20 protein-coding genes, 1 other RNA gene and 1 pseudogene are annotated in these 22,309 nt (G+C 60.2%); 15 read left to right on the plus strand and 7 right to left on the minus strand.

Going from position 1 to position 22,309, the window contains the following annotated elements:
- The 4 genes from ssrA to ACESMW_RS14780 form a co-directional block, all read right to left on the minus strand.
- Positions 1-121: a transfer-messenger RNA gene (gene ssrA, locus ACESMW_RS14765) on the minus strand; the annotation flags it as partial.
- 73 nt (positions 122-194) lie between these two features.
- Positions 195-1,613 (minus strand): WS/DGAT/MGAT family O-acyltransferase, encoded by a 1,419-nt coding sequence (locus ACESMW_RS14770; protein WP_372987785.1) that lies wholly within the window; start codon positions 1,611-1,613, stop codon positions 195-197.
- 140 nt (positions 1,614-1,753) lie between these two features.
- Positions 1,754-2,233, minus strand: coding sequence for an SsrA-binding protein SmpB (smpB, locus tag ACESMW_RS14775; protein WP_064229984.1), 480 nt, complete (start codon positions 2,231-2,233; stop codon positions 1,754-1,756).
- A complete protein-coding gene (locus tag ACESMW_RS14780; RefSeq protein WP_372987786.1) occupies positions 2,230-2,412 on the minus strand; it encodes a hypothetical protein in 183 nt (60 codons plus the stop codon). Before ACESMW_RS14780 ends, smpB begins: the two co-directional genes overlap by 4 nt.
- On the opposite strand from ACESMW_RS14780, the gene ACESMW_RS14785 reads away from it, so the two are divergent.
- From ACESMW_RS14785 to ACESMW_RS14795, 3 genes are read left to right on the plus strand one after another with little or no spacing between them, the layout of a single operon-like run.
- Positions 2,411-4,030, plus strand: coding sequence for a sodium-dependent transporter (locus ACESMW_RS14785; protein ID WP_372987787.1), 1,620 nt, complete (start codon positions 2,411-2,413; stop codon positions 4,028-4,030). The two genes, ACESMW_RS14780 and ACESMW_RS14785, sit on opposite strands and share 2 nt — an antisense overlap.
- A 29-nt stretch (positions 4,031-4,059) precedes the next feature.
- Positions 4,060-4,503, plus strand: a complete 444-nt coding sequence (locus tag ACESMW_RS14790) for a type II toxin-antitoxin system RatA family toxin (protein WP_372987788.1) — start codon at positions 4,060-4,062, stop codon at positions 4,501-4,503.
- Positions 4,503-4,787, plus strand: a complete 285-nt coding sequence (locus tag ACESMW_RS14795) for an RnfH family protein (RefSeq protein ID WP_372987789.1) — start codon at positions 4,503-4,505, stop codon at positions 4,785-4,787. Before ACESMW_RS14790 ends, ACESMW_RS14795 begins: the two co-directional genes overlap by 1 nt.
- Before the next feature lie 7 nt (positions 4,788-4,794).
- Here the strand turns inward: ACESMW_RS14795 and ACESMW_RS14800 are convergent, their stop codons facing one another.
- Positions 4,795-5,121, minus strand: a complete 327-nt coding sequence (locus ACESMW_RS14800) for an outer membrane protein assembly factor BamE (protein ID WP_372987790.1) — start codon at positions 5,119-5,121, stop codon at positions 4,795-4,797.
- A 122-nt stretch (positions 5,122-5,243) separates the two neighbouring features.
- On the opposite strand from ACESMW_RS14800, the gene fur reads away from it, so the two are divergent.
- Complete coding sequence (gene fur / locus ACESMW_RS14805; RefSeq protein WP_343812037.1) at positions 5,244-5,666, plus strand: ferric iron uptake transcriptional regulator; 423 nt, start codon at positions 5,244-5,246, stop codon at positions 5,664-5,666.
- Between the two features lie 86 nt (positions 5,667-5,752).
- Here fur and recN read toward each other — a convergent pair whose 3' ends face one another.
- Positions 5,753-7,432, minus strand: coding sequence for a DNA repair protein RecN (gene recN / locus ACESMW_RS14810; RefSeq protein WP_372987791.1), 1,680 nt, complete (start codon positions 7,430-7,432; stop codon positions 5,753-5,755).
- Positions 7,433-7,711: 279 nt separating this feature from the next.
- Here recN and grpE point away from each other — a divergent pair, with 279 nt between their 5' ends.
- The 7 genes from grpE (at position 7,712) to greA (ending at position 17,681) form a co-directional block, all read left to right on the plus strand.
- The gene (gene grpE / locus ACESMW_RS14815) at positions 7,712-8,290 is read left to right on the plus strand and encodes a nucleotide exchange factor GrpE (protein ID WP_372987792.1); all 579 of its coding nucleotides are present in this window, start codon (positions 7,712-7,714) and stop codon (positions 8,288-8,290) included.
- Positions 8,291-8,406: 116 nt separating this feature from the next.
- Complete coding sequence (dnaK, locus tag ACESMW_RS14820) at positions 8,407-10,332, plus strand: molecular chaperone DnaK (protein WP_372987793.1); 1,926 nt, start codon at positions 8,407-8,409, stop codon at positions 10,330-10,332.
- 78 nt (positions 10,333-10,410) lie between these two features.
- A complete protein-coding gene (gene dnaJ / locus ACESMW_RS14825; RefSeq protein WP_372987794.1) occupies positions 10,411-11,535 on the plus strand; it encodes a molecular chaperone DnaJ in 1,125 nt (374 codons plus the stop codon).
- 28 nt (positions 11,536-11,563) lie between these two features.
- Positions 11,564-12,367 (plus strand): 4-hydroxy-tetrahydrodipicolinate reductase, encoded by an 804-nt coding sequence (dapB, locus tag ACESMW_RS14830; RefSeq protein WP_372987795.1) that lies wholly within the window; start codon positions 11,564-11,566, stop codon positions 12,365-12,367.
- A 402-nt stretch (positions 12,368-12,769) separates the two neighbouring features.
- Positions 12,770-13,900: a glutamine-hydrolyzing carbamoyl-phosphate synthase small subunit gene (carA, locus tag ACESMW_RS14835; protein WP_372987796.1), complete on the plus strand. Its 1,131-nt coding sequence runs from the start codon at positions 12,770-12,772 to the stop codon at positions 13,898-13,900.
- Between the two features lie 81 nt (positions 13,901-13,981).
- Positions 13,982-17,197: a carbamoyl-phosphate synthase large subunit gene (gene carB / locus ACESMW_RS14840; protein WP_372987797.1), complete on the plus strand. Its 3,216-nt coding sequence runs from the start codon at positions 13,982-13,984 to the stop codon at positions 17,195-17,197.
- A gap of 4 nt (positions 17,198-17,201) precedes the next feature.
- On the plus strand, positions 17,202-17,681 hold the full coding sequence (greA, locus tag ACESMW_RS14845; protein ID WP_372987798.1) for a transcription elongation factor GreA: 480 nt from the start codon (positions 17,202-17,204) through the stop codon (positions 17,679-17,681).
- Between the two features lie 124 nt (positions 17,682-17,805).
- On the opposite strand, the gene yhbY is transcribed toward greA, so the two are convergent.
- Positions 17,806-18,117 carry a ribosome assembly RNA-binding protein YhbY gene (gene yhbY, locus ACESMW_RS14850; protein WP_372987799.1) on the minus strand — a complete coding sequence of 104 codons (312 nt, stop codon included), beginning with the start codon at positions 18,115-18,117 and terminating at the stop codon, positions 17,806-17,808.
- A gap of 166 nt (positions 18,118-18,283) precedes the next feature.
- On the opposite strand from yhbY, the gene rlmE reads away from it, so the two are divergent.
- The 4 genes and pseudogenes from rlmE to glmM all read left to right on the plus strand — a co-directional run.
- Positions 18,284-18,904: a 23S rRNA (uridine(2552)-2'-O)-methyltransferase RlmE gene (rlmE, locus tag ACESMW_RS14855; protein WP_372987800.1), complete on the plus strand. Its 621-nt coding sequence runs from the start codon at positions 18,284-18,286 to the stop codon at positions 18,902-18,904.
- A 194-nt stretch (positions 18,905-19,098) separates the two neighbouring features.
- Positions 19,099-21,042 carry an ATP-dependent zinc metalloprotease FtsH gene (gene ftsH, locus ACESMW_RS14860; RefSeq protein WP_372987801.1) on the plus strand — a complete coding sequence of 648 codons (1,944 nt, stop codon included), beginning with the start codon at positions 19,099-19,101 and terminating at the stop codon, positions 21,040-21,042.
- Positions 21,043-21,143: 101 nt separating this feature from the next.
- Positions 21,144-21,974, plus strand: a complete 831-nt coding sequence (gene folP / locus ACESMW_RS14865) for a dihydropteroate synthase (protein ID WP_372987802.1) — start codon at positions 21,144-21,146, stop codon at positions 21,972-21,974.
- Positions 21,974-22,309 (plus strand): annotated as a pseudogene (gene glmM / locus ACESMW_RS14870) (phosphoglucosamine mutase); the annotation flags it as partial. The gene folP and the pseudogene glmM, both read left to right, overlap by 1 nt.

Genomic DNA, 22,309 nt, shown 5'->3' on the forward strand with positions numbered 1-22,309 from the left:
TGCTAGTGCGTAGTTTTCGTCGTTTGCGACTATTGCGTTGCAGCTTTGGATTAACGAGATTGGCTGCCATCTCGACATGCACTCAAGGGTTCGCCACCGGCGTCGAAGCCATGTCGTCCCCTTAGTTATCTCAGTATATGTGTCCGGAATACCGGACTTCAAGGGTTAATTGCGCGATTTATACCTACCGCTGCTCAGCTGACGTGGCGCTTCACTGCCTCGGGCCGTCCTGCCAGAGCCGCATGGCTCAGGGCCTGGAAGCTCTCCCGGAAGTAATCCATTACGGCATCCGGATCGGCGTGAATCGCCTTATCCACGGTAATGCCGAATTGCACGCTGCCGGCATAGCTGAGGATGCTCATCCCGATGCCGATATTGCCACTCTGGGGCACCCAGAACATGGGCTGGGTTAGCTTGCTGCCTGCCAGGTACAGGGGCTCTTTCGGACCGGGCACGTTGGTCAGCACGGCGGAGGCCTTGTTACTGAGCAGATCCAGAGCCCTTCGTTCGATAACATCGGGGCCCCGACCGAAGATATCAAGCAGGCTGTAGGTAACCTGGGCCTGATAGGAGCGCTTGAGGCGGTTCATGTTCTCCTGTACCTGACGGAAGCACAGGAGAGGGTCCATTACTTCTACCGGCAGCGTAACCAGCACCAGGCCGAACTTGTTGCCGAGTGTTTCGATAGGTTGATCAAGAGGCCGCAGGTTGAACGGCACCGCCACGCGGATGCCGCACTCGGGGATTGTCTCCTTGTGAGCCGCAAAATGCCGCTGCAACGCCCCGGTGACGGTACAGAGCAGGGCGTCGTTGATGGTGCCGCCCAAAGCCTTGGCGCAGGCCTTCACTTCGGCAAGATCCAGGGGGTCCGCCCAGGCGACCTGTTTGCGTCCGGAGAGAGGTTCCTTCAGGCCGGTTCGGGGCTCTACCGGGGCCAGGCCAAGCTTGAGAAGGTCGAAAGCTACGCCGCTGGCGGTGGACGCCAGTTTGAGGGGGTAGTTGGGCTCCTCGCGAACGGATTGAATGAACAGTCTTGCCTGATTGGTCGCCGTTTGCGCGCTGTCTATGGCACGGTGCAGGAAGTTCTGGACGGCCGATCTCTGACGGGGTTTGGAGCGACGTTTGCGGGCCACTTTGCCAAGCCTGGGTTCCGGCGTTTTATCGGTGAGTGACAGCATCACCCGAACCAGCGAGATACCATCGGCAATACAATGATGAATGCGGATCAGCAGGGCGCCTCCGTCACCGTAATTGTCGATGTAATGCATTTGCCAGAGCGGTTGCCGGAAATCCAGTGAGGTGCTGTTCATGTCACTGACCAGCTTCTGTAACTCGGCTTTGTCCGCCTTGCCTGGCAGGGCGATGCGGTGCAGGTGATTGTCCAGGTCGAACAAGGGGTCGTCCTGCCAGTAAGCCCGGTCTCCGGTGTCTATGACCCGTTGCCGGAACCGGTCGAAGCACAGAAATCGCTCTTCAAGCGTGTGCCGAAGCCGGCTCATTGAAACCGGCCGCTCCAGTGCCCATACCCCGCAGATCATCATGGGGTTCTGGGGGGTATCCATGCGCAGCCACGCGCGGTCTACGGACGACATGGGGGTCTGTTTGGGTGACATAAGCGGCTCCCTTTGCCATGCACCGGAAATCCCGAGTATAGGCCTGTTGGATTTCTGAACAAAGAGAGTGAGTATGCAACATACCCGTCGGCGCCGGCCATGACCGGCGTCAGGTATTTGTTAATCCGCGGGGAACGGAATCAGACGTTGGCTTCGCGCAGGATGCGCTGCTTCTGGCGGTTCCAGTCACGCTCCTTCTCGGTCGCGCGCTTATCGAACAGCTTCTTGCCTTTCACCAGTGCAATCTCGCACTTCACCTTGTTGTTTTTCCAGTACAGAGCCAGCGGAATGCAGGTGTAACCGGCCTGGTTGACCTTGCCAACGATCTTGGCAATCTCCTTGGCGTGCAGCAGGAGCTTGCGGGTACGCGTCGGGTCTGCGATGACGTGGGTGGATGCCGCAATCAGCGGGGTAATGTGGGAGCCGAGCAACCAGGCCTCGCCGTCCTTGAGCAGCACATAGGCGTCCACCAGCTGTGCCTTGCCTGCCCGCAGGGACTTTACTTCCCAGCCCAGCAGGGCGAGACCCGCCTCAAAGCGTTCCTCGATGTGATATTCGTGCTTCGCCTTCTTGTTAAGCGCAATAGTATTACTCGGCGTTCCGGGTTTCTTCTTGCTCATGAATCAGTGATCCGGGTTCGGATAAATGAACGAACGGCCGGGCTTGCCCCGGCAAAACGCGCATTGTAGCCCAGGACTGCCAGACCGGTCACGAAATCGCCGTAATCGTGACCGATCAGGCGTGCGAGTTTGCCGGTATCGGCTACAATGGCGACGCAGATACTTTCAGGGAAGCGCATGTCGACGTCGTACCAGACAGCCAACGGGTCGTTCACCCGTAAATCCACATTCTTCTGGGCCTCCGTGGGCGCAACGGTGGGGCTGGCCAACTTATGGCAGTTTCCCTACCTGGCCAGCCTGCATGGCGGTGGCCTGTTCGTGCTGATTTATCTTGCCTGTCTGCTACTGGTCACGCTGCCGCTGATGGTGACCGAATCGGCCCTGGGGCGTTATTCCCGCCACGGCATTGTGCTGGCCATGGACGGGCTGATCCGCAGCACCCGGTGCTCTCGCGCCTGGATGATGGCTGGTCGGCTGAGTGTGCTGGCGGCGTTTGTGGTGCTCTCCTATACCGCGGTGTTCGGGTCGGTTGCCCTGGCGTACGTGTTCTTCGGGGCCATGGGGCGGTTGTCCTCCGGTGGTGAGGCCCAGGCCGCTTCGGTGCTCTCCGGGCTGGTGTCGGATCCCGGGCAGTACCGTAATTTCATGGCCTGGCATGCGTTCTTCCTGCTGCTGGTGGTCTGGGTTTCCGTTCAGGGTGTGGCCCGGGGGCTGGAGCGCACCATGCGGGTGGTGGTGCCGGGCGCCCTGGTACTGATGATGGTGCTGTTCGGGCTGGCGGCCTGGCAGGGCCGGATCGATGGAGCATTTGCCCATATCCTGGAAATGCGACCGGAAGACGTTTCCCTCGGCAGTATCAAGGCCGCGCTGTTCCACGCTTTCTTTACCCTGGGACTGGGCATGGGGGTGTGGACAGTTCTCGGCACCTATACAACACCGGATACTCGCTTCAAGCGGTCGATCCTCGCGGTCGTGCTGATGGATACCCTGGTTGCCATTCTGGCCGGCCTGCTGATCTTTGCGCTTGCCACCGGAAGCACAGACTTTGACGGTGAGCGGGGCTTCAGCCTGCTGTTCGTCTCCCTGCCGGTGTCACTGGCCCAGTTCCCCGGTAGCCAGCTGATCATTGCCTGTGCGTTTCTGCTGGTGGTGATGGTGGTCTGGACCACCTCGCTGGCGTTGCTGGAGCCGGTGGTCGGCTGGCTGAGGGAGTGGACCGGCGCGCCGAGAGGCATTTCCGTGGTGCTGGTGGGACTGCTGGTCTGGGCTGCGGGGCTGGTAACGCTGCTGTCTTTCAATATCTGGGCGGAGTACCGGCTGTACGGGGCGACGCTGTTCCGGTGGCTGGAGCTGTTTACCGGCGGCCTGCTGATCCCCATGGTGGCGATCCTCATTGCCCTGTTCACCGGTTGGTGTCTGACCCGCCGTCTGGCGCACCAGCTGATCGGCCGGACGCCGGGGTTGTTTGCCCGCGTCTGGTACTGGGATATGCGTACGGTGTTGCCGGTGGTGGTGGCCTATGTCGGCATCATGTACACCGCCTTCTCCCTCAACAACCTGTGTGATAATGGCAGTGCTGCGCTCTGGTGCGAGCGCCCGGCGCCGCTAGTGCTGGAGATTGCGCCGGATGGGGCGCAAGAAGCGAACTCCGGAGCGTCGGTTTCCGGCGGGCAGGGCAGTGAGTCCCGGTCGGAGGGGGCGGAACCCTCCGACGGAGATGAACAAGCCTCACCGGAACCGGTAGATCAGCCTGAAAATGCCCCCAAAGAGGACGAGATCCTTTATCATAGCGTCTGATTCAGGCTGTACTTTTGACTGAGGAGCCCATGGCCCATCAGATTGATAAAACCGCACTTGTCATGCACTCCGCCGAGCGCATGTTCCAGCTGGTCAATGATATTGCCCGCTATCCCGAGTTCCTGCCCTGGTGTGCCGGGGCCGAGGTCCACGACCGTGGCGAGGAACAGGTGACTGCCTCCCTGGAAATTGCCAAGGGTGGTATCCGCCACCGTCTGACCACTCGCAATCAGCTGCTGATGCCCGAAGCCATCGAGATGAACCTGGTGGACGGGCCGTTCCAGAATCTGACCGGCCGCTGGCACTTCAAGGCGCTGGATGACAATGCCTGCAAGGTCATCCTGACCTTGGAGTTCGAGTTTTCCGGATCCCTGTCCCGGATGACGTTCGGGCCAGTATTCTCCCAGGCCGCTAATACCATGGTGGACGCCTTCTGCCGCCGGGCCGACGAGCTGTATCGGGGAGGGAACTGATGATTCGGGTAGAAGTGGCCTATGCCCGTCCGGACAAGCAGGAAATCGTGCCGGTGACAGTGCCGGAAGGCACGACCGCACTGGAGGCGGTGAAACTCTCCGGGATTGCCGACATCTTTCCGGAAGTGGATCCGGATTCAAATGACATGGGCATCTTCGGAAAGGTGATCAAGGATCCGTCCGCCCATGAATTGCGTGAAGGCGACCGCGTGGAGCTGTACCGACCCCTGAAGATCGACCCGAAACAGGCGCGCCTGAATCGGGCAAAGAAGAAAGGCGCCTGAGCCGGGCTCAGTAGGCGGGGGTTTCCTCAAGCAGCTGCGCTTCGTAATGGGAAAAGCTATCGCCATCATAGTAGACGATAATGCGTTGCTCCTCGATGTCCCCGCCGGAGCGCTGGAATGTGTACACGTAGTACTCGCGGGAGGAGTCGACCGGGTTCAATGCCAGCGGTGTGCCAAGCAGCGCGTGTACCTGGCTCCGGGGCATGCCGGCGTTCAGTGAAGTCAGCTCTTCATCGGTCACAATGTTTCCCTGCTGGACGTTGATTTTGTACACACCAGGGAAGACACAACCGGTCATAAAGAGAGTGAGAATGAGAGCTGTGAGCTTTTGCATCGCCGGGGGAAATCCTCTATCTTGAAATCGCCTGCCAGAGGCAGGTGTGACACGGGTTGACCGTTAAATGGCGGCTTCATCATACCGGAAGCCGTGAGGCACACCAAAGAGCGAATAGTAACATGTCATCTGAAAACGCCGAATTACGAAAAGTCGGTCTGAAGGTCACCCTGCCACGGGTCAAGATCTTCAATATTCTGGAGAACGCCGAAGAGCACCACCTGAGTGCCGAAGACGTTTACAAGAAGCTGCTTGAGCAGGGAGATGACGTGGGGCTGGCGACCGTCTACCGGGTGCTGACCCAGTTCGAGGCGGCTGGCCTGGTTCTGCGGCACAATTTCGAGGGCGGCCATGCAGTCTTCGAGATGGCGGGCGATGACCATCACGATCACATGGTGTGCACCCAGACAGGTGAAGTCATCGAGTTTGTGGATGAGGTGATCGAGGAACGCCAGAAGAAGATTGCCGAGGAGCATGGCTATGAGATCGTGGATCACAGCCTGATTCTCTACGTGAAGCCGATCAAGGCCAAAGACGGCGAATAAGCAGACGAACAGAAAAAAAGGGGCAGGTATCAGCCTGCCCCCAAACAGCTCTCAGGATCGAGAGGGGTAGAGGTTCCGGTCCGCCGTCAGTGGTGGGTCGCCTGCCCCTTGGAAAACATCTCCCGGGCGTGGGCAATGGTCTGCTCGGTCATGTCCACACCACCCAGCATTCTCGCCACTTCACTGATTCTTCCCTTGTCATCGAGTGCCTCGATTTTCGAGAAGGTCGCGTCTTTTTCGGTAAATTTGCTGACAAACAGGTGTTGGTGGCATTGCGCCGCCACCTGCGGCAGGTGAGTTACGCACAACACCTGGCCGTTGCTGCCGAGGGTGCGGAGCAACTTGCCGACCACTTCCGCGGTACCGCCACCGATACCGACGTCCACCTCGTCAAACACCAGGGTGGGCGTGGTGGAGGTCTGGGCGACGACCACTTGGATCGCCAGGCTGATGCGGGACAGTTCGCCACCGGAGGCCACTTTCGCCAGGGACCGTGCCGGCTGGCCCGGGTTGGCGCTGACCAGGAACTCGATGTCCTCCATTCCGTGTGGAGCCGGCTGGTCATCGTTGTTGCGGTTCAGGTGGGTGACGAACTGCACTGACGGCATGCTCAGTTGGGCCAGCTCTTCGGCGATGCGCTGGTCCAGCTCCACGGCGGCCGTCTGCCGGGCTTCCGTGAGCTGGCCGGCCAGTTCGTCAAAGCTGGCGCGTTGTTTCTCCAGTTCCGCTTCCAGTTGCTCGAGGCTGCCTGCGCCGCCGTCGAGTTCGGCCAGCTCACCGCTCAGGCGGGCGTGCAGTTCCGGCAGTTCTTCCGGGGCGATCCGGTGCTTGCGAGCCATCTGGTAGATGGCGCTCAGGCGTTCCTCCACCTCGGCGAGGCGGGCCGGGTTTGCTTCGTAATCCTCCACGAACCGGCGCAGGTTATCGCCGGCCTCGGAAACCTGGATCTGGGCCTCGTTCAACATCTGGATGGTGTCCGCCAGGGCGGGCACTTCCACCGGTAGCTGCTCCAGTTGCTGCAGGGCCTGGCGGATCAGGTCCGAGGCGCTGGTTTCTTCCTCGGTACAGAGCCGGGCGGCCTGGTGGCTGTTGTGCAGTACTGAATCCGCCTGGCTCAGCTGGGCCTGCTCCTGTTCCAGGGCATCCTGTTCGCCGTCTTCGAGGGCCAGCCGGTCCAGCTCTTCCACCTGGTAGCGCAGCAGTTGCAGCCGGGCTTCGGCTTCATCGGCGTTCTGTTGCCGTTCGGTCAGGCGCTGACGGGTCTGGTGCCAGGCTTTCCAGGCCGCGCGGGTCTCGGCGGCCAGGGTTTCGATGCCGGCGAACTCGTCGAGCAGTTTGCGGTGGGTTTCCTTGCGCAGCAGGGACTGATGCTGGTGCTGGCTGTGGATATCCATCAGCAGGCCGCCCAGTTCCTTCAGGTGAGCCAGTGGGCAGGGCTGGCCGTTGATATAGGCCCGGGAGCGGCCGTCCTTGCTGATCACGCGGCGCAGGATGCAGTCGTTGTCATCGTCCAGCTCGTGCTGGTCGAGCCACTCCACGGCTTCGGGAATGTCGCTGACGTCGAAGGTGGCGGTGATATCGGCCCGCTTGGCACCATGACGGACGGCTCCGGCATCGGCGCGGCCGCCCATGGCCAGCCCGAGGGCATCCAGGACGATGGATTTGCCCGCACCGGTCTCCCCGGTCAGGGCGGTCATGCCCTTGTTGAACTGGAGTTCCACTCTTTCGGCAATGGCGTAATTGGAAACCGTAAGTTGTGTGAGCATGGATAACCTCCGCTCCCGATTCAGAATCCGTTGGTGTGTGCTCGGCAGTGCCTGTCTGAAATACTGGTTTTACATACAGTGACTGTGAATATATACAGGGTTTTTCCTGTTTGCAAACTGCCCGGCAGGAATTTCTTCACGAATACGGAGGAAAATGGTTGAAACCGGCCGAGTGGGCCCCATATCCGTTCGCAAATACAGTTTTCCGGCTCGCTTCGGCCGGGAGCACATTTCAATCGGCCCTGTTGTCAGGCCGCTGGAGATCTAGCAGGAGAAGTCATGAGCACTGACGAGAACCGCAACGAACAGGCAGAGGAACTGAAGGAAGCGACCGAGGCGGCCGCCGAGGAAGCGCAGGCAACCGGGGAGGCCAACCCGGAAGGCGAGGAAGTTTCCGAAGTGGAAGCGCTCAACGCTCAGGTCCAGGAGCTCAAGGACCAGATGCTGCGCACCCAGGCGGAAATGCAGAATGTGCGTCGCCGCTCCGAGATTGATGTGGAAAAGGCCCACAAGTTCGCTCTCGAGAAGTTCGTGAAGGAGTTGCTGCCGGTCGCTGACAGCCTGGAGAAAGCGGTGGAAAGCACCGAGGGGCAGGAAGGCTCCGGTGAGCTGGTGGCTTCCATCCGCGAGGGTGTCGAAATGACCCTCGAGCTGTTCATGAAGAGCCTGGCCAAGTTCAATGTCGAGCAGCTGAATCCGGTGGGTGAGCCGTTTGATCCGCAGCAGCACGAGGCCATGTCCATGGTGCCGGCGCCGGATGCCGAGCCCAACAGCGTGGTCAACGTTGTACAGAAGGGTTACCTGCTCAACGGCCGTGTGGTGCGCCCGGCGATGGTCATCGTTGCCAAGGCCGAGTAACGAAAAATTCGCCGGCAGGCTTGAAAAGCCGATTAAAGCGCCAATATAGCGAGTAAATAGCGAAAAGCCGGGGCGACATTCTCCGGGAAAGCATTCAGAAGATTTGGAGTGATTCAATGAGCAAGATTATTGGTATCGACCTGGGAACCACAAACTCCTGTGTGGCCATCATGGATGGCGACAAGGTAAAGGTAATCGAGAACGCCGAGGGTGATCGCACTACCCCGTCCATCATCGCCTATACCGATGATGGGGAAACCTTGGTTGGCCAGTCAGCCAAGCGTCAGGCGGTAACCAACCCGAACAACACCCTGTACGCCATCAAGCGTCTGATCGGTCGTCGCTTTGAAGACGACGTGGTTCAGAAAGACATCAAGATGGTGCCCTACAAGATCACCAAGGCCGACAATGGCGATGCCTGGGTCGAAGTGAAAGGCCAGAAGATGGCGCCGCCGCAGGTGTCTGCAGAAGTTCTGAAGAAGATGAAGAAGACTGCAGAAGACTACCTGGGCGAGAAAGTGACCGAGGCGGTTATCACCGTGCCGGCCTACTTCAACGACAGCCAGCGCCAGGCCACCAAGGACGCCGGCAAGATCGCCGGTCTGGAAGTGAAGCGGATCATCAACGAGCCGACTGCAGCTGCCCTGGCCTATGGCCTGGACAAGAAGAGCGGTGACCGCACTGTCGCAGTCTATGACCTGGGTGGTGGTACCTTTGACCTGTCCATCATCGAAATCGCCGACGTGGACGGTGAGCACCAGTTCGAAGTGCTGGCCACCAACGGTGACACCTTCCTGGGTGGTGAAGACTTCGACCTGAAAATCATCGAGTACCTGGCAGACCAGTTCAAGAAAGACAGCGGCATCGACCTTCGTGGCGATTCCCTGGCGATGCAGCGTCTGAAGGAAGCTGGCGAGAAAGCCAAGATCGAGCTGTCCAGCAGCCAGCAGACCGACGTGAACCTGCCGTACATCACCGCAGACGCGTCCGGTCCCAAGCACATGAACGTGAAGCTGACCCGCGCCAAGCTGGAATCCTTGGTCGAAGACCTGGTCCAGCGCAGCCTTGAGCCCTGTAAGGTGGCCCTGCAGGATGCCGGCATGAAGGCGTCTGAAATCGACGAGGTAATCCTGGTCGGTGGTCAGACCCGTATGCCGCTGGTGCAGGAGAAGGTGAAAGAATTCTTCGGCAAAGAAGCCCGCAAGGACGTTAACCCGGACGAAGCCGTGGCCATGGGTGCTGCCATCCAGGCGGCTGTACTCTCCGGTGACGTTAAAGACGTTCTGCTGCTGGACGTAACCCCGCTGACCCTGGGTATCGAAACCATGGGTGGCGTGGCGACTCCGCTGATCGAGAAGAACACCACGATCCCGACCAAGAAGTCGCAGACCTTCTCCACAGCGGAAGACAACCAGACTGCCGTGACCATCCACGTGGTTCAGGGTGAGCGCAAGCAGGCGTCCGGGAACAAGTCCCTGGGTCGTTTCGACCTGGCAGACATCCCGCCGGCGCCGCGCGGTGTGCCGCAGATCGAAGTAACCTTCGACATCGACGCCAACGGCATCCTGAACGTGTCCGCGAAGGACAAGGCCACCGGCAAAGAGCAGTCCATCGTGATCAAGGCCTCCTCCGGTCTGAACGATGACGAGATCGAGAAGATGGTGCGTGATGCCGAGGCCAACGCCGAGGAAGATCGCAAGTTCGAAGAGCTGGTCCAGGTCCGCAACCAGGGTGACGCCATGGTTCACGCCGTGCGCAAGACCCTGAGCGAAGCCGGCGACAAGGTCAGCGACAGCGAGAAAGAGTCCATCGAGGCTTCTATCAAGGAGCTGGAGGAAGCGTTGGAAGGTTCGAACAAGGAAGATATCGAGGCCAAGACCCAGAAGCTGACCGAAGTGTCTTCCGAGCTGGCCCAGAAGATGTACGCGGATCAGGCCGAGCAGGCACAGCAGGCTGGCGAGCAGGAAGGTGCCCAGTCCCAGTCAGCTGACGACGCCGTCGACGCCGAGTTCGAGGAAGTCAAAGACGACGACAAGAAGTAAATCTGACGTACATCAGGTAGTTGGAAAACGCGGGGGCTTCCCCGCGTTTTCCGCGTTATAAATACAGGGTTTTATAGCATGGCCAAGCGCGATTATTACGAAGTTCTCGGTGTATCCCGGGACGCGGACGAGAAGGACATCAAGCGGGCGTACCGAAAGCTCGCCATGAAATACCATCCGGACCGTAACCCGGACGACGAAGACGCCGAGAATAAATTCAAAGAGGCCAGCGAAGCCTACGACGTACTGGCGGATTCCAGTAAGCGTGCCGCCTATGACCAGTTCGGCCACGCCGGCGTTGACGGCCAGGCCGGAGGCGGCTTTGGCGGCGGTGGCGCGAGCTTCTCCGATATCTTCGGTGATGTATTCGGAGACATCTTCGGCGGCGGTGGTCGCGGCCGCAACACCCGCGGTGCCGACCTGCGCTACACCCTCGAGCTGGACCTCGAAGAGGCCGTCAGGGGCAAGAACGTCAATATCACCATTCCCGGCCACGAAGAATGCGAAGCCTGTGATGGCAGTGGCGCCGAGAAAGGTTCCGGAGTCGAAACCTGCGGTACCTGTAAAGGTATGGGTCAGGTGCGCATGCAGCAGGGCTTCTTTGCCGTGCAGCAGGCCTGCCCGACCTGCCGGGGCTCCGGCCAGATCATCAAGAACCCGTGCAGGGTCTGCCACGGCCAGGGCCGGGTACGGAAAGAGAAAACCCTTTCCGTCAAAGTGCCGCCCGGTGTCGATACCGGCGACCGCATCCGCCTCTCCGGCGAAGGCGAAATGGGCGTCGACGGTGGCCCGCCCGGCGACCTGTACGTGCAGATCGCGGTGCGTGAACACTCCATCTTCACCCGCGAGGGTCGTAACCTGTATTGCGAGGTACCCATCAGCATCGTGGACGCCACCCTCGGCGGCGAGCTGGAAGTGCCCACCCTCGATGGCCGCGTAAAACTCAAGATCCCGGCTGAAACCCAGACTGACAAACTGTTCCGCCTGCGCAACAAGGGCGTCAGCCCGGTCCGCGGTGGTCCTGCCGGCGACCTGCTGTGCCGTGTAGTGGTGGAAACCCCGATCAACCTCACCAAACGCCAGAAAGAGTTGCTGGAAGAGTTCCAGCAAACACTGGACGGCAGCAACGGCACCCATCATGCTCCGAAGAAAACCTCCTGGTTCGAGGGTGTGAAAAGCTTCTTCGACGAAATGAAATTCTGAGCGTGAGCCAAACAAGGGAAAAGCGAACATGAGGGTAGCAATCATCGGCGCCGCCGGGCGCATGGGCAAAGTCCTGATCGAAGCCGTTGACGGCACCGAAGGCCTGGAACTGGGCGCCGCCATCGTCGAGCCCGGCAGCAGTCTCGTTGGCGCCGACGCCGGCGAACTCAGCGGCATCGGCAAAACCGGCGTGAAAATGGTCGGCAGCCTGGCAGACGCGAAGGACGACTTCGATGTACTCATCGACTTCACCTTCCCGGACCTGACCCTGGAAAACGCCGAATTCTGCAAGGCCAACGGCAAAATGCTCATCATCGGCACCACCGGCATGTCCGACGCCGAAAAAGAGCAACTGGCCATGGCCGCAGAATCCATCCCGGTGGTGTTCGCGCCCAACATGAGCGTCGGCGTCAACGTCGTCCTCAACCTGCTGCGCACCGCCGCGGCAACCCTGGGCGACGACTACGACGTTGAAATCATCGAAGCCCACCACCGCCACAAAAAGGACGCGCCCTCCGGCACGGCTCTCCGCATGGGTGAGGTGGTTGCCGACGCCCTCGGTCGCGACCTGAAAGAATGCGCCGTCTACGGCCGCGAAGGCTTCACCGGCGAGCGCACCCGCAAGGAAATCGGCTTCGAAACCATCCGCGCCGGCGACGTGGTCGGCGACCACACCGTCCTGTTCGCCACCGAAGGCGAGCGCATCGAAGTGACCCACAAGGCCAGCAGTCGAATGACGTTTGCCAAGGGCGCAATGCGGGCGGCGTTGTGGCTGAAGGGTAAGCCGGCTGGTCTCTATGATATGCAGGATGTTCTCAGTCTTAAGGGGTAACGGCTTTTCGTGCTCCGAAGCTAGAGGGCTTACTCTGAGGCAGGGGATTGGAGCCATCCTTCCGGGAATGTTGAAGGCCAAGGATGGCCTGAAACAAGCGCACAGGGATGTGCTTGTAGCGGTTCCCGGAAGGATGGCTTCAAGCGCCTGCCGGATTACCGGCCAAGCTCCTGCCCGGTGCTCCGTCCAAACACGGAGGAGGGACATTTCTCGTGGACAGAAAGCGCCAAATTTCCTACAATAAGGCGATTTAACTGCACCAAGCGTAGCTTTGAGAAGCTAAAAGAGTTTTATGAAAAGCGGGACGGAGTCTCTACTCCCTCTCGCTTTTTTGCGACCTGAATTTGCGCTTGCGTTCCTGTTCGTGACGAACTTATCCGCCACTCGATGAGGATACAAGCCTTGAGCACACCAGCAATCCTTGCACTCGCAAACGGAAGCCTCTTCTACGGCACCGCCATGGGCGCTGACGGAGAAACCAGCGGCGAGGTGGTATTCAACACCGCCATGACCGGCTACCAGGAAATCCTGACCGATCCGTCCTACTCCCGCCAGATCGTCACCCTGACGTATCCGCACATCGGCAGCACCGGTGTCAACGAAGAGGATATCGAATCCGACCGCATCCAGGCCGCCGGCCTCATTATCCGGGACCTGCCCCTGCTGGCCAGCAACTGGCGCAGCCAGGGTAGCCTCCAGGACTACCTGCGAAGCAACAACATTGTTGGAATTGCCGACATCGACACCCGTCGCCTGACCCGAATCCTCCGGGACAAGGGCTCACAGAACGGCGCCATCGTCGCCGGCGAAAATGCCACCGCCGAGCGCGCCCTGGAGCTGGCCAAGGCGTTCCCGGGACTCAAGGGCATGGATCTCGCCAAGGAAGTCACCTGTGACAAAACCTGGCAATGGAGCCAGACCGAGTGGACCCTGGGCTCCGGCTATGGTGAGCGCACCGAGGCCAAATTCAAGGTGGTGGCCTGGGACTATGGCGTTAAGCTCAACATCCTGCGCATGCTGGCGGCCCGCGGGTGCGACATCACCGTGGTTCCGGCCCAGACCCCGGCTTCCGAAGTCCTGGCCATGAACCCGGATGGCATCTTCCTGTCTAACGGCCCCGGTGACCCCGAGCCCTGCGATTACGCCATCAAGGCGATCCAGGAAGTGCTGGAAACCGAAATTCCGGTCTTCGGCATCTGCCTCGGCCACCAGTTGCTGGCCCTGGCCAGCGGCGCCAAAACCATGAAGATGGGCCATGGCCACCACGGCGCCAACCATCCCGTCCAGGACATTGCCAAGGGCACCGTGATGATCACCAGCCAGAACCACGGCTTCGCCGTGGACGAGGCAACATTGCCCGCAAACGTTGAGGCGACTCACAAGTCCCTGTTTGACGGCACGCTGCAGGGCATCCGCCGGACCGACAAGCCGGCCTACAGCTTCCAGGGTCACCCGGAAGCGAGCCCCGGTCCCCACGACGTGGCGCCCCTGTTTGACGAGTTTATCCGCCTGATGGAAACGCGATCCGCCTGAGTGCGTATCGCCCCGGAAAGCTCACAGGCGCCGCGTTTTGCGCTGCAAGAATTCAAAAGTTGCTGACAGGTTTACCAAGACATGCCAAAACGTACAGACATCCAAAGCATCCTGATCCTGGGCGCCGGCCCCATCGTGATCGGGCAGGCGTGCGAATTCGACTACTCCGGAGCCCAGGCTTGTAAAGCCCTGCGTGAAGAGGGTTACCGGGTCATCCTGGTGAATTCCAACCCGGCCACCATCATGACCGACCCGGTCATGGCCGATGCCACCTACATCGAACCGATCACCTGGAAGACAGTCGAGAAAATCATCGAGAAAGAGCAGCCGGACGCGCTGCTGCCCACCATGGGTGGCCAGACCGCACTGAACTGCGCGCTGGATCTGGAAAAGCACGGTGTACTCGATAAGCACGGCGTCGAAATGATCGGTGCCAACGCCGACACCATTGATAAAGCCGAAGACCGCGACCGCTTCGACAAGGCCATGAGAAAGATCGGCCTCGAGTGCCCGCGCGCGACCATCGCCCACAGCATGGCAGAAGCCTGGGAAGTGGCGGACGACATCGGCTTTCCCTGCATTATCCGCCCGTCCTTCACGATGGGCGGCTCCGGCGGCGGTATTGCCTATAACCGGGACGAATTCGAAGAAATCTGTACCCGCGGCCTGGATCTGTCCCCGACCAACGAATTGCTGATCGACGAGTCCCTGATCGGCTGGAAAGAGTATGAGATGGAGGTTGTCCGCGACAAGAACGACAACTGCATCATCGTGTGCGCCATCGAGAACTTTGATGCCATGGGCGTACACACCGGTGATTCCATCACCGTAGCCCCGGCCCAGACGCTCACCGACAAGGAATACCAGATCATGCGCAATGCCTCCCTGGCGGTGCTGCGTGAAATTGGTGTTGAGACCGGTGGCTCCAACGTCCAGTTCGGCATCAATCCGGACACCGGCCGCATGGTGGTGATCGAGATGAACCCGCGGGTGTCCCGGTCGTCGGCGCTGGCCTCAAAGGCCACCGGTTTCCCGATTGCCAAGGTCGCTGCCAAGCTGGCGGTGGGCTACACCCTGGACGAGCTGCGCAACGAAATCACCGGCGGTGTCACCCCGGCCTCGTTCGAACCGTCCATTGACTATGTGGTCACCAAGATTCCCCGGTTCACCTTCGAAAAGTTCCCTCAGGCCGACGCCCGCCTGACCACCCAGATGAAATCCGTGGGCGAGGTCATGGCCATCGGTCGCACCTTCCAGGAATCTCTGCAGAAAGCCATGCGTGGCCTTGAGGTAGGTTCCGAAGGCTTTGAGGAGCAGGTCGATCTCGCCACGACTGACGGGCAGGAAACGCTCACCCAGGAGTTGAATGTGCCGGGCGCGGAGCGGCTCTGGTACATTGGTGACGCCTTCCGGTCCGGTATGACGGTTGAGGAAGTCTTTGCCAATACCCACGTCGACCCCTGGTACCTGGTACAGATCGAAGATCTGATCAAAGAGGAGCAGGCGCTCAAGAGTGCCGGCAAGGCTGACATCGATCAGGCCACTCTGTTCCGGCTCAAGCGCAAGGGCTTCTCGGATGGCCGTCTGGCGAAATTGCTGGGCATCTCCGAAGCGAGCCTGCGCAAGCTGCGCCATGACCTGGGCATCCGCCCGGTGTACAAGCGTGTGGACACCTGCGCCGCCGAATTTGCCTCCGACACTGCTTACATGTACTCCACCTATGAGGAAGAGTGCGAAGCAGACGCCAGCGACCGTGAAAAGATTGTGGTGATTGGTGGCGGCCCCAACCGGATCGGTCAGGGCATCGAGTTCGACTACTGCTGTGTGCACGCGGCCCTGGCCATGCGTGAGGACGGCTACGAAACCATCATGATCAACTGCAACCCGGAGACCGTGTCCACCGACTACGATACCTCCGACCGGTTGTACTTCGAGCCGATTACCCTGGAAGACGTACTGGAAATCATCCACGTCGAGAAGCCCAAGGGCGTGATTGTCCAGTACGGCGGCCAGACGCCGCTGAAACTGGCCCGCGGCCTGGAAGCGGCCGGCGTACCGATCATCGGTACCAGTCCGGACGCCATCGACCGTGCCGAGGACCGGGAGCGGTTCCAGCAGATGATTACCCGCCTGGGCCTGAAGCAGCCCCAGAACGCCACCGTGCGCAGTCACGAGGAAGGCGTCCTGGCTGCCCGCGAAATCGGCTACCCCCTGGTGGTGCGGCCCTCCTACGTGCTGGGTGGCCGCGCCATGGAAATCGTCTACGACGAGACCGAGCTGGTGCGTTACATGCGCAGTGCGGTGCTGGTGTCCAACGACAGCCCGGTGTTGCTGGACCACTTCCTGAACGCTGCCATCGAGGTGGACATCGACGCCATCTGTGACGGCGAGGATGTGGTTATCGGCGGCATCATGCAGCACATCGAGCAGGCTGGCGTACACTCCGGTGACTCCGCCTGTTCGCTGCCGCCGTACACCCTGTCCCAGCAGGTTCAGGACGAGATGCGCGATGCGGTCAAGAAGATGGCCATCGAGCTGGATGTGGTCGGCCTGATGAACGTGCAGCTGGCCTGGCAGGACGGCGAGATCTACGTAATCGAGGTGAACCCGCGGGCATCCCGTACCGTGCCGTTCGTGTCCAAGGCCATCGGTGTGTCCCTGGCTGCGGTTGCGGCCCGGGTGATGTCCGGCAAGACCCTGAAGGAACTCGGTTTCACCCAGGAGATCGTGCCGAGCTACTACGCGGTGAAGGAATCGGTGTTCCCGTTCAACAAGTTCCCGGCGGTCGACCCGATCCTCGGCCCGGAGATGAAGTCCACCGGTGAGGTCATGGGCCTGGGTGACAGCTTCGACGAGGCCTTTGCCAAGGCGGCCCTGGCCGTGGGTGAGCGTCTGCCGGACAAGGGCACCGCCTTCATGTCCGTGCGGGATGTGGATAAGCCCGGCGCTGCCAAGGTTGCCCGGGATCTGGTCGATGCCGGCTTCAAGATCGTTGCCACCACTGGCACTGCCAAGGCGCTGGAAGCCGCCGGAATCGAGGTTGAGCGGGTGAACAAGGTCCGTGAGGGCCGTCCGCACATCGTCGATGCCATCAAGAACGGCAAGGTGCAGCTGATTATCAACACCACCGAAGGTCGCAAGGCAATTTCCGACTCGGCGCAGATCCGCCAGTCCGCCCTGCAGACCAAGGTGACCTATACAACGACACTGGCGGGTGGCGAAGCCTTCTGCCGGGCCATCAAGTTCGGCCCGGAGCGTACTGTTCGTCGCCTCCAGGATCTACACGCAGGAAAGTAAGACTATGGCTGACAGAGTACCCATGACCAAGGCGGGTGAAGCCCGCCTCCGCGAGGAGCTGAAGAAGCTGAAGTCCGAAGATCGTCCGCAGGTGATTGCGGCGATTGCCGAAGCCCGCGAACACGGCGATCTGAAGGAAAATGCCGAGTACCATGCTGCCCGTGAGCAGCAGGGCTTCATTGAGGGCCGGATTCAGGAAATCGAGGGCAAGCTCTCCGCCGCCCAGGTGATTGACGTCACCACCATGGAGAACACCGGCAAGGTCATCTTCGGCACCACCGTGCACCTGGTGAACGTGGACACCGATGAGGAAGTGACCTACCAGATCGTCGGTGAGGACGAAGCCGACATCAAACAGGGCAAGCTCTCCATCTCTTCCCCGATCGCCCGTGCCCTCGTGGGTAAGGACGAAGGCGATGTGGTCGCGATCCGCGTGCCGTCAGGTACCGTGGAGTACGAGATTACCGAGGTGGAGTACATCTGAGGGCGTGAGTGAGTGAAAACGGGGTCAGATGAACACTTTCATCTGACCCCATCTTCACCCAGGCCCCAGGCACAAAAAAGCCGGCTACGGTCCCCCGCAGCCGGCTTTTTCTTTTGGCCTTCGCTCAGTGCTTGTGCCGAAGCAGATTCGACAGCTTCGGATTGGGCTTTTTGGCCCGGCGCAGCAGGACAGCAATCTTGCCGATGGTCTGCACCACCTCGGCACCTGACGCCTCGCACAGGGCGGTGATGGCTTCCTGGCGGGCTTCGCGGTCCTGGCTGGCTACCTTGATCTTGATCAGCTCGTGATCGTTCAGTGCGCGCTCCAGTTCTTCCTGGAGTCCCTCGGACAGGCCTTTGTCTCCCACGATGATCACGGGTTTCAGGTTGTGGGCGATGGCCCGGTATTCCCGGCGCTGTTCCGGTGAAAGACTCATGATGTAATCTCTTTATAGGTGCAATTAACAAAAGGTCAGCGGCTTAATCGCTGGCATAATCGTATAATCTGCGGATTGTAACAGATCGCCTCGCCTTACAAATGCTTGTTAACCCGTATCGACGGTGGCCACAGGAGGTCTGTACCAGAAAGATTTGGAGGTAGGTTTGGCTCGGTCCAAGTCCAGCGATCGCTGGCTCAAGGAACATTTCGACGACGTCTGGGTCAGAAAGTCTCAGGAAGACGGATATCGCTCCCGCGCCAGCTACAAACTCGTTGAGCTGGACAAGAAGGACAAGCTGTTCCGGCCCGGGCAGTTGGTGGTGGACCTCGGCGCCGCGCCGGGTGGCTGGTCCCAGGTGGCCGTGGAGCGCGTGGGTGACAAGGGTGTAGTGATCGCCAGCGACATCCTGCCCATGGACCCGATAGCCGGTGTGGACTTTGTCCAGGGTGATTTTACCGAGGATGAAGTTTTCGAAAGGCTGATGGAATTGCTGGGTGACCGTCAGGCGGATGTTGTAATTTCCGATATGGCACCCAATATGAGTGGTATGGCTGCGGTAGATATTCCGCGGGCGATGGGGCTGGTAGAGCTGGCTCTGGATATGGCCCGGCAGGTACTGCGGCCCGGAGGCGTGTTTGTTGCCAAGGTGTTTCAGGGTGAAGGCTTTGACGCATTGCTGGCTGACATGCGCGGCAGCTTCAAGACCGTTGTAAGCCGGAAGCCGGATTCTTCCCGGGCGAGGTCGAGAGAGATCTACCTGGTGGGGAAGGGGTTCAAGGGTTAGCGTGGAGTCAGAGTTGAAGTTGGGGTCAGATGAAAGCTTTCATCTGACCCCGTTTTCAGATCGACCCCGAAGGTTGCCCTTACTCTGCGGCCGCTACGGATGGGCCGTTTCTGGTGGACGAGCGTACAATTGGTGTAAGGTGTCGGAAAAGGTTGTCTTTGATAGGGCTTCCTTCAATTCACAGGTGATGATCCTTGAACGATATGGCAAAAAATCTGGTTCTCTGGCTGATAATAGCCGCCGTGCTGCTGATGGTGTTTCAGAATTTCTCTCCCACCACCACCGGCCAACAAGTAAACTATTCCCAGTTCGTGGAGATGGTCCAGCAGGGCCAGGTCCAGAGGGTGACCATCGACGGCCTGGAAATCCAGGGTACCCGTGGTGACGGTTCCCAGTTCGAGACAATCCGACCTCAGGTGTCGGATAACAAACTGATGGACGACCTGCTCGCGAACAACGTCGAGGTGATCGGTAAGGAGCCTGAGCGCCAGAGCCTGTGGACACAGCTGCTGGTGGCAGCGTTCCCGATACTGATCATTATTGCTCTATTCGTCTTCTTCATGCGCCAGATGCAGGGCGGCGGTGGCGGCAAAGGCCCCATGTCGTTCGGCAAGAGCAAGGCGCGCCTGATGAGTGAAGATCAGATCAAGACCACCTTTGGGGACGTCGCCGGTGTCGACGAAGCCAAGGAGGACGTGAAGGAGCTGGTGGACTTCCTGCGGGATCCGAGCAAGTTCCAGCGTCTGGGCGGCAGCATTCCCAAGGGTGTGCTGATGGTCGGTCAGCCGGGCACCGGTAAGACCCTGCTCGCCAAGGCGATTGCCGGCGAGGCCAAGGTGCCGTTCTTCTCCATCTCCGGTTCCGATTTCGTTGAAATGTTCGTGGGTGTGGGTGCGTCCCGTGTCCGTGACATGTTCGAGCAGGCCAAGAAGCAGAGCCCGTGCATCATCTTTATCGATGAGATTGATGCCGTCGGTCGCCACCGTGGCGCCGGCATGGGTGGTGGTCACGACGAGCGTGAACAGACCCTGAACCAGCTGCTGGTTGAAATGGACGGCTTTGAAGGTAACGAAGGCGTTATCGTGATCGCCGCTACCAACCGTCCGGATGTTCTGGACCCGGCCCTGCTGCGCCCGGGTCGTTTTGACCGCCAGGTGGTGGTTGGTCTGCCGGATATCATTGGCCGCGAGCAGATCCTTAAAGTGCACATGAAGAAGGTGCCGCTGGCAGACGGCGTGGAGCCGTCCCTGATTGCCCGTGGTACGCCCGGGTTCTCTGGCGCCGATCTGGCCAACCTGGTAAACGAGGCGGCCCTCTTTGCCGCACGCCGTAACCAGCGCCTGGTGTCCATGGAGGAGTTCGAGCTCGCCAAGGACAAGATCATGATGGGCGCCGAGCGCAAGTCCATGGTCATGAGCGAGAAAGAGAAGCGGAACACCGCTTACCACGAGTCTGGCCACGCCATCGTCGGTCGTCTCATGCCCGAGCACGATCCGGTGTACAAGGTGAGCATCATCCCCCGTGGCCGTGCTTTGGGTGTGACCATGTTCCTGCCGGAAGAGGACAAGTACAGTCACAGCAAGCGCTTCCTGATCAGCTCCATCTGCAGTCTGTTCGGTGGGCGTATCGCGGAAGAGCTGACACTCGGCTTCGATGGTGTCACCACCGGTGCCTCCAACGACATCGAGCGTGCCACCAGTCTGGCCCGGAACATGGTGACCCGTTGGGGCCTGTCCGAGAAACTGGGTCCGCTGCAGTACGATACCGACAGCGAAGAGCCGTTCCTGGGGCGTTCCGCCGGTCAGTCGCAGACCGTCTACTCGCCGGAAACCGCCCAGCGGATCGACGAAGAGGTTCGTAACATCATCGACACCTGCTACGAAACCGCCAAGCAGATCCTGATCGACAACCGGGACAAGCTCGATCTGATGGCGGAAGCATTGATGAAGTACGAAACCATCGATCGCTACCAGATCGACGACATCATGGAAGGTCGTGAGCCGCGTCCGCCCAAGGGTTGGGGTGGCAGTGGTCCGGCCGGCGGTGTGCCGGCCGACGAGCCGGAGAAGGCTCCGGAGCCGAAAGGTTCCGATGACGGTCGTCAGCCTGGTGTGGGCCGGCCGGCCGGCGAGCACTGACCCGCTCCCTGACCAACAAACAGGTCGATTGAATGCGCCGCCCGGATTCCGGGCGGCGTTTGTTTTTGGCACCGCGGAATGTTTTTCAGAAAAGGTTTGCTATGGAAATGAACTTTGCCGGGCGGGTGTTGGACATGTCCCGCTGTCATGTCATGGGAATTCTCAACGTCACCCCGGATTCCTTCTCTGACGGTGGAAAATTCAACTCCCGGGACGCGGCCCTGGTGCGGGCCCGGCAAATGGTTGCCGATGGCGCAGCATTCATTGATGTTGGTGGCGAGTCGACCCGGCCGGGCGCGGCACCGGTGTCTGTGCAGGAAGAGCTGGATCGGGTCTGCCCGGTGGTGGAAGCAATTGCGGGTGAACTGGATACGGTAATCTCCGTGGATACCAGCTCACCGGAAGTGATGGCCGAGACCGCAAGGCTGGGTGCCGGACTGATCAACGACGTTCGCGCGCTTCAGCGCGCTGGTGCCCCGGAGGCTGCCGCTGCGGCTGGCGTTCCGGTGTGCATCATGCACATCCAGGGCGAGCCGGACACCATGCAGGACCGCCCGGAGTACCGCAACGTCCGCCGGGAGGTCAGTTCGTTCCTGACCGAACGTATGCGGGTGGCGGAGCAGGCCGGAGTGCTCCCGGAGAACATCATCCTCGATCCCGGTTTTGGTTTTGGCAAGAGCCTGGAGCACAACCTGCAGCTGCTCGCCTCCATGGAGCAGCTCCACATCCTGGGGCACCCCCTGCTGATTGGTATCTCCCGAAAATCCATGTTGGGCAAGATTACCGGCCGCGAGGTGGATGAAAGGTTGCCCGCAAGCATCGCGGCCGCGACAATAGCCGCCATGAAAGGTGCCAGCATCGTGCGTGTCCACGATGTCAGGGAAACAGTGGATGCCGTCAGGGTAGTGGCGGCCATGAAGGAGGCGGGTTGATGTCCGATCGCAAATATTTTGGTACCGACGGCATTCGTGGCCGGGTCGGTGAGTTCCCTATTACCCCGGAATTCATGCTGCGCCTGGGCTGGGCCGCCGGCCAGGCGTTCAAGAAGGATGGTCAGCGCAACAGTGTGCTGATCGGCAAGGACACCCGGTTGTCCGGATACATGTTCGAATCCGCACTGGAAGCAGGGTTGTCTGCCGCCGGTGTCGACGTGAAGCTGCTCGGTCCCATGCCGACGCCGGCGATTGCCTATCTCACCCGTACCTTCCGGGCGTCTGCCGGCATCGTGATCAGTGCGTCCCATAATCCGCACCACGACAACGGCATC

Source organism: Marinobacter sp. (genome assembly GCF_041690455.1).
Classification (GTDB): domain Bacteria; phylum Pseudomonadota; class Gammaproteobacteria; order Pseudomonadales; family Oleiphilaceae; genus Marinobacter.

Bases quoted from the DNA above. Each gene is read 5' to 3' on its own strand.
- ACESMW_RS14790 (WP_372987788.1), top strand. From the start codon at position 4,060: ATGGCCCATCAGATTGATAAAACCGCACTTGTCATGCACTCCGCCGAG.
- dapB (WP_372987795.1), top strand. From the start codon at position 11,564: ATGAGGGTAGCAATCATCGGCGCCGCCGGGCGCATGGGCAAAGTCCTG.
- folP (WP_372987802.1), top strand. From the start codon at position 21,144: ATGGAAATGAACTTTGCCGGGCGGGTGTTGGACATGTCCCGCTGTCAT.
- greA (WP_372987798.1), top strand. From the start codon at position 17,202: ATGGCTGACAGAGTACCCATGACCAAGGCGGGTGAAGCCCGCCTCCGC.
- recN (WP_372987791.1), bottom strand. From the start codon at position 7,432: ATGCTCACACAACTTACGGTTTCCAATTACGCCATTGCCGAAAGAGTG.
- ACESMW_RS14785 (WP_372987787.1), top strand. From the start codon at position 2,411: ATGTCGACGTCGTACCAGACAGCCAACGGGTCGTTCACCCGTAAATCC.
- dnaK (WP_372987793.1), top strand. From the start codon at position 8,407: ATGAGCAAGATTATTGGTATCGACCTGGGAACCACAAACTCCTGTGTG.
- carB (WP_372987797.1), top strand. From the start codon at position 13,982: ATGCCAAAACGTACAGACATCCAAAGCATCCTGATCCTGGGCGCCGGC.
- fur (WP_343812037.1), top strand. From the start codon at position 5,244: ATGTCATCTGAAAACGCCGAATTACGAAAAGTCGGTCTGAAGGTCACC.
- dnaJ (WP_372987794.1), top strand. From the start codon at position 10,411: ATGGCCAAGCGCGATTATTACGAAGTTCTCGGTGTATCCCGGGACGCG.
- smpB (WP_064229984.1), bottom strand. From the start codon at position 2,233: ATGAGCAAGAAGAAACCCGGAACGCCGAGTAATACTATTGCGCTTAAC.
- ACESMW_RS14770 (WP_372987785.1), bottom strand. From the start codon at position 1,613: ATGTCACCCAAACAGACCCCCATGTCGTCCGTAGACCGCGCGTGGCTG.
- ACESMW_RS14800 (WP_372987790.1), bottom strand. From the start codon at position 5,121: ATGCAAAAGCTCACAGCTCTCATTCTCACTCTCTTTATGACCGGTTGT.
- grpE (WP_372987792.1), top strand. From the start codon at position 7,712: ATGAGCACTGACGAGAACCGCAACGAACAGGCAGAGGAACTGAAGGAA.
- ACESMW_RS14780 (WP_372987786.1), bottom strand. From the start codon at position 2,412: ATGCGCTTCCCTGAAAGTATCTGCGTCGCCATTGTAGCCGATACCGGC.
- ACESMW_RS14795 (WP_372987789.1), top strand. From the start codon at position 4,503: ATGATTCGGGTAGAAGTGGCCTATGCCCGTCCGGACAAGCAGGAAATC.
- yhbY (WP_372987799.1), bottom strand. From the start codon at position 18,117: ATGAGTCTTTCACCGGAACAGCGCCGGGAATACCGGGCCATCGCCCAC.